The organism is [Empedobacter] haloabium (assembly GCA_008011715.2).
Lineage (GTDB): Bacteria > Pseudomonadota > Gammaproteobacteria > Burkholderiales > Burkholderiaceae_D > Rugamonas > Rugamonas haloabia.
The window spans coordinates 2,658,900-2,672,099 of sequence record CP136508.1; the positions used below are offsets into that span (position 1 = coordinate 2,658,900).

Sequence of the window (13,200 nt, forward strand, 5' to 3'; positions counted from 1 at the left end):
GCAAACGTCGGCGTCAGTCCAGAAGGGCCAGACCCCAAGCCAACCGTGCGCACCCAACCTTGTCAATTGGCTAAGCTACTCCCGCTGTAGCCAAGTTTCATCCATGACAAGGAAACCCATGCAGCAACCGACCCCCGATCCGGACCAGGAAGGCACCCAAGCCATCGACCGCCGCGGCTTCCTCGGCGCGGTGGCGGTTGCGGCCGTCGTGCCCCTGCCGGCATCGGCCGCTGCCGGCGGCACGGCTGTCAAACCGCTCGGCCCCACCGGCGTGCCGATCGTCGTCAACGGCGTCGAGCACAAGATGGACCTGGACGTGCGCACCACCTTGCTCGACTATCTGCGCGACCATCTGCACCTGACCGGCACGAAAAAGGGCTGCGACCACGGCCAGTGCGGCGCCTGCACGGTGCACGTCAACGGCCGCCGCATCAACAGCTGCCTGACCCTGGCGCTGGCGCACGAGGGCGACGAGGTCACGACCATCGAAGGCCTGGGCGCGCCCGAGCGCCTGCACCCCATGCAGGCGGCTTTCGTCGCGCACGACGGCTACCAATGCGGTTACTGCACGCCCGGCCAGATCATGGCCGCCACCGCCTTGCTGGAGGAACCCTGCGGGCCGACCGATGCCGACGTGCGCGAATGCATGAGCGGCAACCTGTGCCGCTGCGGTGCGTATGCCAACATCGTCGCGGCGATCCAGCAGGTGCGGCGCGAGGGCGGCCGGTGACACCGTTCGTGCTGCACCATCCGGGCAGCCTCGCCGAGGCCGTCGCGCTGGGAGGCCAGTCGGCCACCGCCCAGCAGGGCGCCAGCGTGCGCTTCCTGGCCGGCGGCACCACCTTGTTGGACCTGATGAAGCTGGAGGTGGAGCAGCCCGCGCAAGTGGTGCAGCTGCGCCGCCTGGGGCTCGACCGTATCGAGCCGACGCCGGACGGCGGCCTGGCCGTCGGCGCCCTGGTCAGCAACTCGGCGCTGGCACACGATCCGGTCGTGCGCCAGCGCTATGCGGTGCTGAGCGAGGCGCTGCTGTCGGGCGCTTCGGTCCAGCTGCGCAATATGGCGACGACGGGCGGCAACCTGCTGCAGCGCACCCGCTGCGTGTACTTTCGCGATACGGCGATGGCCTGCAACAAGCGCGTGCCCGGCAGCGGCTGCGCGGCGCTGGGCGGCTACCACCGCAACCTGGCGGTGCTGGGCACGAGCGAGCACTGTATCGCCAGCAATCCGTCCGACATGAACGTGGCACTGATGGCGCTGGATGCCGTCGTCCACGTCACCGGCCGCCAGGGCGAGCGGGCCATCCCGATCCGCGCCTTCCATCTGCTGCCCGGCGCCACCCCGCACCTGGAAACGGTGCTGGCGCCCGGCGACCTCGTCACGCATGTCAGCTTGCCGCCGCTGCCGCCCGGCACCCGGTCCCTGTATCTGAAGCTGCGCGACCGCGCGTCGTACGAGTTCGCGCTGGCCTCCTGCGCGGTCGTGCTGACACCGGATGCGGACCGTATCGGCCGGGTCGCCATCGCGCTGGGTGGCGTCGGCACGATACCGTGGCGGGTCCCCCAGGCGGAGCGGCTGCTGGCCGGCCAGCAGCCGACCCCCTCGGCGCTGCAGGCCGCGGCCGCGGCGGCACTGCAGGGCGCGCGCGGCCATGGCGAGAACGACTTCAAGATCGAACTGGCGCGGCGCTGCATCGTGCATGCGCTCGCAACGGCGTGCGCGGGGCTGCCGGGAGCGGCGCCATGACCGACAACGTGATCGGCGCCGCGCTGCCGCGCATCGACGGGCCGAAGAAGGTCAGCGGCCATGCCCGCTACACGGCGGACCGCCACCTGCCCGGGATGCTGGTGGCGCTGCCCGTCGGCGCCACCATCGGCAAGGGCAGGGTAACGGCCATCGACACGGCCGCCGCGCTGGCGCTGCCGGGCGTGCAGGCGGTCTACACGCACCGGAACTTCGGCCGGCTGCACCGGCTGCCCGAGGACAGCGCACTGCGCCTGGACGAGAAGCAGCCGCCGCTGCAGGACGACACCGTGCGCTATTACGGCCAGTACGTGGCGCTGGTGGTGGCCGATACGTTCGAGCGTGCCAGCGCGGCCGCGGCGGCCGTGCGGGTGAGCTATGCGCCCGCCACGCCGGACGTGTCACAGGTCGAGCACCCTGATCGCCCAGCCGAGCCGTCCACGCAGCGCGGCGACCCGGACCGCGCGTTCGCCGCCGCGCCCGTCCAGGTCGATGCCACCTACACCACGCCGGTCGAGACCCACAACCCGATCGAGCTGCATGCCAGCGTGGCGCAGTGGGAGGCCGGGCACCTGACCTTGTACGAGACGACGCAGGCGATCGTCAACCAGCGCGCGGTGGTGGCGACCTTGCTGGGCGTGCCGCTGGAAGCGGTGCGCGTGGTGACCGAATACCTGGGGGGCGGTTTCGGCGGCAAGCTGTGGCCATGGCAGCACTGCCTGCTGGCGGCGCAGGCGGCGCGCCTGCTGGGGCGGCCCGTCAAGCTGGTGGTCAGCCGCCACGTGATGTTCCACAACGTCGGCCACCGCGCCGAGACGCGCCAGCGCGTGCGCCTGGGCGCGCAGCCGGACGGGCGGCTGCTGTCCGTCCGCCACGACTATACCTGGCACGTCGCCCGCGGCGAACCGAACGAGGAAAACTGCGGCGAGGCGACCGGCTACCTGTACAGCACACAAAACCTGCGTGTGGCCGGCGGGCCGGCCGAACGGGACGTGGGGCCGAACACGTCGATGCGCGGTCCCGGCGCCGTGCCTGGACTGTTCGCGCTGGAATCCGCGATGGACGAGCTGGCGGTGAAGCTGGCCATCGATCCTGTCCAGCTGCGCCTGGCCAACGAACCAGCGCACGACGAGATGGAGAACCTGCCGTTTTCCTCGCGCCACCTGCGCGAATGCCTGCACCGCGGCGCCGAGCGCTTCGGCTGGGCGCGGCGCAACCCGGCGGTCGGCGCGATGCGCGAAGGTGCCACCATCCTCGGCTGGGGCATGGCCTGCGCCAGCTGGATGGCCAAGCGGCGCCCAGCCGAAGTCACCGTGCTGCTGCGCGCCGACGGCGGCGTCACCGTGCAGAGCGCCACCCAGGACATCGGCACGGGCACCTACACGGTGCTGGCGCAGATGACGGCACGCGCCACTGGCGTGGACGTGAATCGCGTCAAGGTGGAGATCGGCGACACGGCGCTGCCGCCGGGGCCCTGGTCGGGCGGTTCGATGGCGACCGCTTCCCTGATCCCGGCCGTGGAAGCGGCGGCGCGCGCTGCGATCCGCCAGTTGCTGGCGCGCGCCGCGCCGGTGCTGGGCCGGCCGGCAGCGCTGCTGGCGTTCCGGAACGGCACGGTCGGCCGCACCGACGGCAGCGGCGCCGTGCCGTTCGGTGAGCTGCTGCGCCGGCTCGGCCACCAGCACGTCGCCGGGCATGGCGCTTCGCCGGCCAGCAGCGCCGACCCGCACGCCAAGGATTTGTCGATCCATTCCTACGGCTGCCATTTCGTCGAGGTGGGGTGGCAGCCGGCACTGGCGCGACTCGCCGTGCGCCGTGTCGTCACCGTGATCGACGCCGGCACCATCGTCAACCCGAAGACGGGCCGCAACCAGATCGAGGGCGCCGTGCAGATGGGCGTGGGCATGGCGCTGTTCGAACAGACCCATTACGACCGGCGCAGTGGGGCGCCCGTCAACGCCAACCTGGCCGACTATATCCTGGTCACGCATGCGGACGCGCCGCAGGTGGACGTGACGTTCCTGCCGTATCCGGACCGGGCGCTGAACGAATACGGCGCGCGCGGCATCGGCGAGATCGGCCTGGCCGGCGTGGCGCCGGCCATCGCCGCCGCCGTTTATCATGCCACCGGCATCCGCGTGCGCGACCTGCCGATCAGGATCGAGGACCTACTGCATACACTACAGGAGAACACCGCATGACCGACATGGCGATACCGATGATCGAGATGAACGACGGCCACCGCATCCCGCAGCTGGGCCTGGGCGTCTGGCAGGACAACGACGAGCAGGCGGCGGCGGCCGTGCGCTGCGCGCTGCAGGCGGGCTACCGGCTGGTCGACACGGCGTCGATCTACGAGAACGAGGCGGGCGTGGGCGCCGGCGTGCGCGAGTCCGGCATCGAGCGCGCCGAGGTGTTCATCACGACCAAGATCTGGAACGCCGACCAGGGCTACCAGGCGGCCCAGGACGCGCTGCATGCCAGCCTGGAACGTCTCGGCATGGACTACGTCGACCTGCTGCTGATCCACTGGCCGGTGCCGAGCCGCGACCTGTACGTTGACACCTGGCGCGCCCTGATCAAGCTGCGCGAGCAGGGCCTGGCGCGCTCGATCGGCGTGTCGAACTTCCGCGCCGACGAGCTGCACCGGCTGTTCAAGGAGACCGGCCAGCTGCCGGCCGTGAACCAGATCGAGCTGCACCCGTGGCTGCAGCAGGCCGAGCTGCGCACGGCCAACGGCGTGCACGGCGTGCGCACCCAGGCCTGGAGCCCGCTGGGGCAGGGCAAGGTGCTGGCCGACCCACTGATCGCTGGCCTGGCCGCGAAGCACGCCAAGGAGCCGGCGCAGATCATCCTGCGCTGGCACATCCAGCACGGCGTGCTGGTGATCCCGAAATCGTCCAATCCGGAGCGCATCCGCGCCAACGCCGACCTCTTCGATTTCGCGCTGGACGAGGACGACATGGCCGCGCTGGCGGAACTGGACCGGGGCGAGCGCATCGGGCCGGACCCGGACACCTTCGGCGCCTGAAAACGAACGAACGGGTGGCGGCGCGACAATTGGAGAGATTCGAGGCGTCCTTTGCAACCTATAATCGATGCAACGTATCACCAATCGTTACAGGAGCCGTCATGCAATTCTTCTTCATCCGTTCCCTTGCCCTGGCCGCGTTGCTGGGTGCCGGCGCCGCCCAGGCCGCCGTGCCGTACGTCGAAACCAGCGCGTTCACGCTGCAGGGCTACGACAACTATCCGGACAGCGTGGTCGACGTGCTGGCCGATACCGGCCGCAGTATCACGTTGGGGCTGCCCACGTTCGCGGCCGAGATCAGCGCCGGCCGCGCCGATTCGCTGCAGGATCCGGACAGCGCAGCCGTCCTGACCAGCTTCTCCCAGGCGCTGTATGAAATTCGCCTGAACGAGGGCTATCGCATCACCGGCGTCAAGTTCGGCGGGACCGCGCAAGGCATGCGACTCGACGGCATCGGTGACGTGCCTGGCTCCGCGCACAATTCCCTGTGGCTGGACTATGACATCTGGCACTGGGACGGCGACAAGGGCAACGTTCAGGTGGTCAATCTGGAGGGGCAGCAGCAGGTGGGCCTGGCATCCCGGCCGCTGGCAATCGACACGCAGTTCTCGATCTACCTGAGCGGCTTCGCGAACATGCTGGCGTATGGCGGCTACGTCTACGACCCGCTCGGCGGCGAGCCGACGCGTTCCCAGTCGCTGGCCGACATGAACCTGCGCGACGTGACGCTGACCTTCACCGTGGCGGCCGTGCCGGAGCCGCAAACCTGGACGCTGATGCTGGCCGGCCTGGCAGCGCTCGGCGCGGCGGCGGCAGGTGCGCGCAAGCGCGCCTGATCTGCTAAGCTGGCGGCCACTTCAACTACCAGTGGCCGCACGTGAACCGCAAGCTCCTGATCGCCGCGCTGGCCGGCGCCGGCGTCCTCGCCGGCGGTACCGCCTTCATCCTGACCCTGCGTGGCACCGCACCGGCACCCAAGCCGGCGGCCGTGTTGACGCCGCGCCAGTCCAGTACCGAACGCTTCTGGCAGGCGCGCGTGACGCCGCTGGCCGGCGTCGGCACGGCCGGCTTTGTTGACGGTCCCGGCACGGCGGCCAGCTTCAGCGACCCGTTCGGCGTCGCCGTCGATGCGCGCGGCACCGTCTATGTCGCGGACGGCGGCGACAACAACCGCATCCGCCGCATCGCACCCGACGGCAGCGTCACGACGCTGGCCGGCGGCGCGGAAGGCTTCCGCGACGGCAAGGGGGCCGGGGCGGCGTTCCACACGCCATCCGCGCTGGCGCTCGACCACCTGGGCAATCTGTACGTGGCCGACACCGGCAACCACGCCATCCGCAAGATCGCGCCGGACGGCAGCGTGACCACGCTGGCGGGCAATGGCCAGCCCGGCAGCGCGGACGGCAAGGGCACGGCCGCGCGCTTCAACGGTCCGGTCGGCGTGGCGGTGGACGATGCGGGCGTCCTCTACGTGGCCGATACCTATAACGACCGCATTCGCCGCATCGCACCCGACGGCAGCGTGACGACCATTGCCGGCGGCGACCGTCCCGGCGACGCGGACGGCAGCGGTGCCGCCGCGGGTTTCGACACGCCGTCCGGCATCGCCGTCACGCCTGACGGCACCCTGTACGTCGCCGACACTGGCAACCACGCGGTGCGGCGCGTCGATCCGGACGGGCGCGTCAGCACGGTGGCGCGCGCGCCCGAGGGCGAACGCCGGCCCGTGCTGCGGCGGCCAAGCGCGATCGCGGCCACGCGCGACGGCTGGCTGTACGTGGCCACCGGCGGCGGTGGCCGCATCGTCCAGATCGCGCCGGACGGCCAATACCAGCCGCTGGGCGACATCGACCAGCGCGTGGAGCCGGGTTACGGCAGCGACGGCAGCGTGCAGCTGGCGGCGCCGCGCGGCCTGGCGGTGCAGCGCGACGGCGCTGTCGTCGCCAGCGACGCGCTGGGCTTCAAGGTGGTGCGCCTGGCGCCCGCCGCAGCGCCGGCGCCGGCCCTGCATGCGGCACTGGCCAGCGTGCCTGCCGTCGCACCGCGGCCGTCACGCATGGCCTGGCCCGTGCTGCCGCAGGACGCGCCGCACGAGGTGGTCGGCCTGATGGGCGAGGTGCGCGGCAGCTTCGACGGCGAAAGCCGCGACCATTTCCATATGGGCCTGGACGTGCGCGCCGACGTGGGCGACGCCGTCGTGGCGATGGTGCCGGCCAAGGTCACCGATCCGTTCGCGAACTGGGGCTACGGCACCCTCTCCGAAGGGCTGGCGCTGGGCACGCTGTCGTACATTCACATGAAGGTGGGACGCGACCGGCGCGACGCGGCGCTGGACCCGCGCTTCCAGCTGCTGCGCAATGGCCGCGGCAAGCCGGAGCGGGTGCGCGTGCCGCGCGGCACCCGCTTCGCGGCCGGCGACCGGCTCGGCACGATCAACGCGATGGCGCACGTCCACCTCGATTACTACCCGGACGGCAGCGTGGCCAATCCGCTCGCGCTGCCGCTGGCAGGCCTGCGCGACACGGTGGCGCCACGCATCCAGAGCATCCTGCTGCTGGCCGATGGCGGCAAGCGCCTGCCGGGGCAGCGCGGCGAGCCAGCGGCGCGCAAGAAGAAGAACAAGGACAAGGGAACGAACAAGGAGACGGTCGCGCCGCCGGCGAAGGGGCCGGTGAAGGTGCCGCGCAGCCTGGGCCGCATCGACATCATCGTCGATGCCTGGGACCAGATGGACGGCAACCTGGCGCGCCGCCGCCTCGGGCTGTACAAGCTGGGCTACCAGCTGCTGCGGCCCGACGGCAGCGCGCTGCCGGGCTGGGAGCAGCCCCGCATCACGCAGGTGTACGACCGGCTGCCGCGCAACCAGGAGGCCGTCAAGGTCGTGTACGCGCCCAGCAGCGGCATCACGGTGTACGGCAGCGCGGCCACGCATTTCGCCTACGCCGTGCACAACACCCTGGCGGACGGGCGCGTCAGCCCGGGCGCGTGGGACGTGTCGGGCTTGGCGCTGGGCTCGTACACGCTGCGCATTTTCGCGGCAGACTATGCCGGCAATGTGGCGGTGGAGGGGCGGGACTTGGCGATCGAGGTGGTGGAATAGCCACTGACCCTAATGCCGCTAAGTGAAGGAAAATTATCCGCCAGCCGCAGACGTCTTTGCACCCAAAAGCGCAGAGCTGGGGTCAGACCCGGCGGGTCTGACCCCGGTTTTGAGCCTGGGGTTGAGGAATACCTAGCGGCATTAGCCACTGACCCCGGTGGTTCCGCTCAGCGGACGAAGGTCGTGCGCTTGCCCAGCACGCTGCGTTCGAGCGGGTCGCCGTAGACCGTGATCGTGCCGGAACCGTCGGTGCGGCTGCTTACCTGGCCGGAGACGGCGATGGCGATGTCGCCCGAGCCGTGCGTGGCCAGTTCGGCGCGCTGGCTGCGCAAGCCGGCCAGGCGGGCGGCGCCGGAGCCGTGCACCGTGACGTCGGCCGCGCGCACCTCGCCGCGCGCCGTCAGGCCGCCGGAACCGTACAAGGTAGCGCGCAGCGCCTCGCCCTGCACGGTGCCCAGTTGAATGCGGCCGGAGCCGTTCATCGTCACGCGGGTGTCGCCGGCATCGAGCGCATCGGCCAGCAGACTGCCGGAGCCGCTGTTGACGGCCTCCAGCCGGTCCACGCGGCCGCGCAATTCGATCCGTCCCGAGCCGCGCTGCACGACCTTCAGGTTGCCCCCGTCCAGCCCAGCCACGTGGGTACCGGCGTAGCCCGACGTTTCCAGCCGCTCCAGCCGCGGCACGGTGTAGCGGATGCGTACCGGGCGCGAGGCGCTGGTGTCGCTGTCGCTCCAGATGTGCAGCGTGTCGCCGCGCATGTCCGTGTGCACGTGTTCCAGCAGATTGCCGTCCGCCTCGATGGTCAGGGCGGGCGTGCCGCCGACCTGCACGTCCACCTGCATGTCGAGGCGGCGCCGGCCTTCGATCTCCAGCCCCGGCAGCGCGGTCACGGGCCGCGTGGCGCTGGCGATGCGGCCGTCGCCCTGCACGGCCGGCCGGTCGGACGACCAATGGCCGTCGCCATCCGGCACGACGATGACGCAACCCGCCAGCAGCGTGGCGGTAACGAGGAAGGCGGCGGAGCGTGGCGGTCGCATGGCGGGGTCCCTGTCTGGTTCGATGCTGGCATCGTAGCCAAGGGCCGCGCAAGGCGCGCGCGCCATGCGACGAACGGCAGGAAACGCGGGGTGAACCGCGCGCTGGCGGGACCGGCGTCAGTCGCGCACGGCGTCGGCCGGCGCCGGCACGAGCAGCAGCAGCTTGCCGGCCAGCGCCTCGAACTGCAGCGGCGCCGTCAGGTGCAGCACTTCGCCGTCGACCGCCGCCTTCAGCCGCTTGCGACCGTAGCGCGGCGTTCGCACGGTCATGCGGCGAAAGCCGAAGGCGACCAGGTCGTCCGTATCGGCCAGCATGCCGAGCGCGCCGCGCGCCATCAGCAGCAGCATGCGCAGGCGGCCGACCGGTTTCGGCGCCAGCGCGGCCAGCTCGCCGTCCGCCACGGCGGGCGTGACCTCGGTCAGCCCGACCTGTTCCATCTGCAGCCGGTTGTTGCCGACGAAGAGCGTGGAGGTACGCAGATGGATCTCCTTGCCCTCGGCTTCCAGCGACAGGCGCAGCCGGCGGTGCGGCAGCACCAGCGTCTTCAGCGCCGACAGTGCGGCCACGAAGCGGCTGCGGCCGAACTGGCGCTTGTCGTGCTCGCGCTCTTCCAGCAGTTTCGGATACAGGCCGATGCTGGCGTTGACGAGGAAGATGCGGCCGTTGACGGTGCCGATCTGCACCGGCCGGATCGACGCGCGCAGCAGCGCGTGCACGGCGTCGGTCAGGTCCTGCGAAATACCGTGGGTGCGGCCGAAGTAGTTGAACGTCCCTTGCGGCAGGGCGCCGAACGGGCAGCCGTGTTCGACCGCCTGGCGCGCCACGGCGTTGATGGTGCCGTCGCCGCCGGCCGCCACCAGGATGGCGCCATCGGCCCGCGCGCGCTCGGCCTGCGCGCGCGCCTGCTCGTCGATGCGCTCCGGGTCGTCCACCAGTTCGATATGGAAGCGCCGGCCGGTCTGGTTCAGCACCGCCTCGATCGCGCTGCGGCGCTCGTCGGTCTCGGCCGCGCCGGAGCCGGCGTTGAGGACGATGTAGAGCGGGGTGTCGGGGGCGAGTGTGTTGTTTGGCATGATAGCAAATCGTTAAGTTTGCTGCACTCTACCACCGGCTTGCGCGCTGTGGCGCGACGCTTGCCAAACCCTTGGTGTCAGGCACCGATCCCAGGGCCTTGACGGCCCTGCGATCGGTGCCTGACACCGGTGTTTCTTGCACTGGTGCCTGGTTCAGCTCCTGGCGAACGCCAGCAGGTCGGCGTTGACCTGGTCCTTGTGGGTGTCGGTCAGGCCGTGCGGGGCGCCCGGGTAGACGATCAGCTTGGCGTGCTTGACGATCGCGGCGGAAGCGCGGCCGGCCGCGTCGATCGGCACCACCTGGTCGTCGTCGCCATGGATCACCAGGGTCGGCTTGTCGAACTTCTTCAGGTCGGCGCGGAAGTCGGTTTCCGAGAACGCCTTGATCGAATCGAGCGTGTTCTTGTGGCCGCCCATCATGCCCTGCATCCACCACGACTGGATCAGGCCCTGCGACACCTTGGCGCCCGGGCGGTTGAAGCCGTAGAACGGGCCGGACGGAATGTCCAGGTAGAGCTGCGAGCGGTTCGCGATCTGGGCGTTGCGAATGCCGTCGAATACCGCGAGCGGCAGGCCGCCCGGGTTGTCGGCCGTCTGCAGCATCAGCGGCGGCACGGCCGAGACCAGGGCGAGCTTGGCCACGCGCCTGGTGCCGTGGCGGCCCACGTAGCGCGCCACCTCGCCGCCGCCGGTCGAGAAGCCGACCAGGATGGCGTCCTTCAGGTCGAGCGCTTCGATCAGCTGCGCCAGGTCGTCGGCATAGTGGTCCATGTCGTTGCCTTCCCACGGCTGGCTGGAGCGGCCGTGGCCGCGGCGGTCATGGGCGATCACGCGAAAGCCGTGATTCGCCAGGTGCAGCATCTGCGACTCCCAGCTGTCCGAATTGAGCGGCCAGCCGTGGCTGAAGACGATGGGCTGGCCATGGCCCCAGTCCTTGTAATACAGCTCGACGCCGTCGCGCGTCGTGATCGTGCTGGCGGTCCTGCGCAGCGGGCCTTTCGGCGCGGCGGCGGGTGCGGCTGCGGCGACGGCCGGCAGCGCGATCGAAGCGACTGCGGCGGCCAGGCCGGCGCCGCCCAGCAGGGCGCCGCGGCGCGACAGGTTCAATTCGTTGGCGTTCTGGGTGCTCATGATGTCTTCCTTTTTAGTGAGGGTCCGGAAAAACGACCGTGCTACAGTCGTCTCGATGGCTGGCATCTTATGGCCCGCGATCCATGTTGAGAATGGGCAAGCCTGCAAGCGCACTTTGCAGGAATGCGGGTGGCACCAAAGGCAGAGGCATTGATGAAACGGACGATGGAGACGCATGGCAGACGATTTTGACTGGAACGATATCCCGCTGGTGCTGGCGCTGGCGCGCAGCGGCAGCATGAGCGCCGCGGCGCGCCAGTTGGGCGTGGACGCCTCCACCATCAGCCGGCGCGTCGCCGCCGCGGAGAAGGCGCTGAACCTGCGCCTGTTCACGCGCGCCCCCACCGGCTACCAGCTGACCGACGCCGGCCAGGTCTTCGTCGAGCGCGGCGAGGCGGTGTACGGCAGCGTGCAAAGCATGCTGCTGGCCTCCACGCGCGAGGCCGAGACCATCGCCGGCGCCGTGCGCGTCAGCGCCATCGACTTCCTGTTCGACCACTGGCTCGTCAAGCACGTGGGCGCGCTGTGCGCGCGCCATCCGGCGCTGGAAGTGAACCTGGTGGCCGACAACCAGAACGTCTCCTTCTCGCGCCGCGAGGCGGACTTCGCGCTGCGCCTGGCGCCGCCGGCGGACGACGCGGCGGTGTTGATGCGCCGTCTCGGCGAGATCGGCTGGGCCGTGTACGGCGCGCCCGCGTTTGCCGGCGTGCCGCGCGAGGACTGGGGCAGCCAGCCGTGGATCGCGCTGGAAGAGGCACTGGCGCACGTGCCGGAAATGCGCTGGCTGGCCCGCCTGGCGCCGCGGCCGCGCCAGCCACTGCGCGTCAACAGCCTGAGCACGATGGTCAATGCCTGCCGGGCCGGTGTCGGCATGGCGCTGCTGCCTTGCATCGTCGGCGAGGACGAGGGCCTGCTGCGCCTGTCCGGCGCCGAGGTCACGCGCGAGCTGTGGCTGCTGAGCCATCGCGACGCCGTCTCGATCGGCCGCTTCAAGCTGGTGGCCGGCTGGCTGGCGCAACTGTTCGACGACAGCCGGGCGGCGCTGTGCGGGGCCGCGCGATGAAGGTGCTCGTCACGGGCAGCAGCGGCCACCTGGGCGAGGCGCTGGTGCGGGTGCTGGCGGCCGCGGGCCATGAACCGGTCGGGCTGGACGTGCTGGCGTCGCCATTCACGCACGCCGTCGCGTCGATCGGCGACGCCGGCGCCGTACGCGCCGCCATGCGCGGCGTGCAGGGCGTGATCCACGCGGCCACCCTGCACAAGCCGCACGTGGCCACGCACACGCGCAGCCAGTTCGTCGCCACCAATGTGCAGGGCACCCTGAACCTGCTGGAAGCTGCGGTCGACGAAGGTGTCGGCGCCTTCGTCATGACCAGCAGCACGAGCGTGTTCGGCGCCGCGCTGTCGCCGCCGGCGGGCGCGCCGGCCGCGTGGATCGACGAAACCGTGCAGCCGGTGCCGAAGAATATCTACGGTGTCACCAAGCTGGCGGGCGAGCAGCTGTGCGAGCTGTTCGCCCGCACGCAGGGCCTGCCGGTCGTGGTGCTGCGCACGGCCCGGTTCTTTCCCGAGCCGGACGACGATCCGGCGCTGCGCGGCGCGTATGTGGACGCCAACATCAAGGTCAACGAGCTGCTGAACCGCCGTGCCGACATCGAGGACATCGTCGAGGCCCACCTGTTGGCGCTGGAACGGGCCGGCAAGACAGGATTCGGCCGCTACATCGTCAGCGCCACCACGCCCCTGCGGCGCGAGGACGTGGCCGCGTTGCGGCTGGACGCGGCGGCGGTCGTGGCACGGCGCGCGCCGCAAGCGCTGGCCGAGTACGCGCGGCGCGGCTGGTCGCTGTTCCCCACGCTGGACCGCGTCTACGACAACACGCTGGCGCGCCAGGCGCTGGGCTGGCAGCCGCGCCACGATTTCCACAGCGTCGTCGCGCGGCTGGCCCAGCTGCCGCTGGACGCCGACATGCGCAGCCCGCTGGCCCGCGTCATCGGCAGCAAGGGCTATCACGATCCGCAGCTTGGGCGTTATCCGTTCGTTTGACGTCATGGTCCTGTCGCGCACCGCCAAATCGGGGTAGA

11 protein-coding genes are annotated in these 13,200 nt (G+C 70.7%); 8 read left to right on the forward strand and 3 right to left on the reverse strand.

Features of this window, described 5'->3' with window-relative positions; all coding sequences use genetic code 11:
- Positions 1 to 118: 118 nt before the first annotated feature.
- The 6 genes from E7V67_011695 (at position 119) to E7V67_011720 (ending at position 7,874) form a co-directional block, all read left to right on the forward strand.
- Positions 119 to 730, forward strand: coding sequence for a 2Fe-2S iron-sulfur cluster-binding protein (locus E7V67_011695; GenBank protein WUR15732.1), 612 nt, complete (start codon positions 119 to 121; stop codon positions 728 to 730).
- Positions 727 to 1,746 (forward strand): xanthine dehydrogenase family protein subunit M, encoded by a 1,020-nt coding sequence (locus E7V67_011700; protein WUR15733.1) that lies wholly within the window; start codon positions 727 to 729, stop codon positions 1,744 to 1,746. Before E7V67_011695 ends, E7V67_011700 begins: the two co-directional genes overlap by 4 nt.
- Positions 1,743 to 3,944 carry a xanthine dehydrogenase family protein molybdopterin-binding subunit gene (locus E7V67_011705; GenBank protein WUR15734.1) on the forward strand — a complete coding sequence of 734 codons (2,202 nt, stop codon included), beginning with the start codon at positions 1,743 to 1,745 and terminating at the stop codon, positions 3,942 to 3,944. Before E7V67_011700 ends, E7V67_011705 begins: the two co-directional genes overlap by 4 nt.
- Positions 3,945 to 3,949: 5 nt before the next feature.
- Positions 3,950 to 4,774, forward strand: coding sequence for an aldo/keto reductase (locus E7V67_011710; GenBank protein ID WUR16264.1), 825 nt, complete (start codon positions 3,950 to 3,952; stop codon positions 4,772 to 4,774).
- 101 nt (positions 4,775 to 4,875) lie between these two features.
- Positions 4,876 to 5,610, forward strand: a complete 735-nt coding sequence (locus E7V67_011715) for a PEP-CTERM sorting domain-containing protein (protein WUR15735.1) — start codon at positions 4,876 to 4,878, stop codon at positions 5,608 to 5,610.
- A 41-nt stretch (positions 5,611 to 5,651) separates the two neighbouring features.
- Positions 5,652 to 7,874: an NHL repeat-containing protein gene (locus E7V67_011720; protein ID WUR15736.1), complete on the forward strand. Its 2,223-nt coding sequence runs from the start codon at positions 5,652 to 5,654 to the stop codon at positions 7,872 to 7,874.
- 167 nt (positions 7,875 to 8,041) lie between these two features.
- Here E7V67_011720 and E7V67_011725 read toward each other — a convergent pair whose 3' ends face one another.
- The 3 genes from E7V67_011725 to E7V67_011735 all read right to left on the reverse strand — a co-directional run bounded on the left by E7V67_011725 (position 8,042) and on the right by E7V67_011735 (position 11,116).
- Positions 8,042 to 8,911 (reverse strand): DUF2807 domain-containing protein, encoded by an 870-nt coding sequence (locus E7V67_011725; protein WUR15737.1) that lies wholly within the window; start codon positions 8,909 to 8,911, stop codon positions 8,042 to 8,044.
- A gap of 117 nt (positions 8,912 to 9,028) precedes the next feature.
- Positions 9,029 to 9,985 carry a diacylglycerol kinase family protein gene (locus tag E7V67_011730; protein ID WUR15738.1) on the reverse strand — a complete coding sequence of 319 codons (957 nt, stop codon included), beginning with the start codon at positions 9,983 to 9,985 and terminating at the stop codon, positions 9,029 to 9,031.
- 153 nt (positions 9,986 to 10,138) lie between these two features.
- Positions 10,139 to 11,116: an alpha/beta hydrolase gene (locus E7V67_011735; GenBank protein WUR15739.1), complete on the reverse strand. Its 978-nt coding sequence runs from the start codon at positions 11,114 to 11,116 to the stop codon at positions 10,139 to 10,141.
- A 175-nt stretch (positions 11,117 to 11,291) separates the two neighbouring features.
- Between E7V67_011735 and E7V67_011740 the strand changes: the two genes are divergently transcribed.
- Both E7V67_011740 and E7V67_011745 read left to right on the forward strand, forming a co-directional pair.
- Positions 11,292 to 12,179 carry a LysR family transcriptional regulator gene (locus E7V67_011740; protein WUR15740.1) on the forward strand — a complete coding sequence of 296 codons (888 nt, stop codon included), beginning with the start codon at positions 11,292 to 11,294 and terminating at the stop codon, positions 12,177 to 12,179.
- Positions 12,176 to 13,162 carry an NAD(P)-dependent oxidoreductase gene (locus tag E7V67_011745; GenBank protein WUR15741.1) on the forward strand — a complete coding sequence of 329 codons (987 nt, stop codon included), beginning with the start codon at positions 12,176 to 12,178 and terminating at the stop codon, positions 13,160 to 13,162. Before E7V67_011740 ends, E7V67_011745 begins: the two co-directional genes overlap by 4 nt.
- Positions 13,163 to 13,200 lie beyond the last annotated feature (38 nt).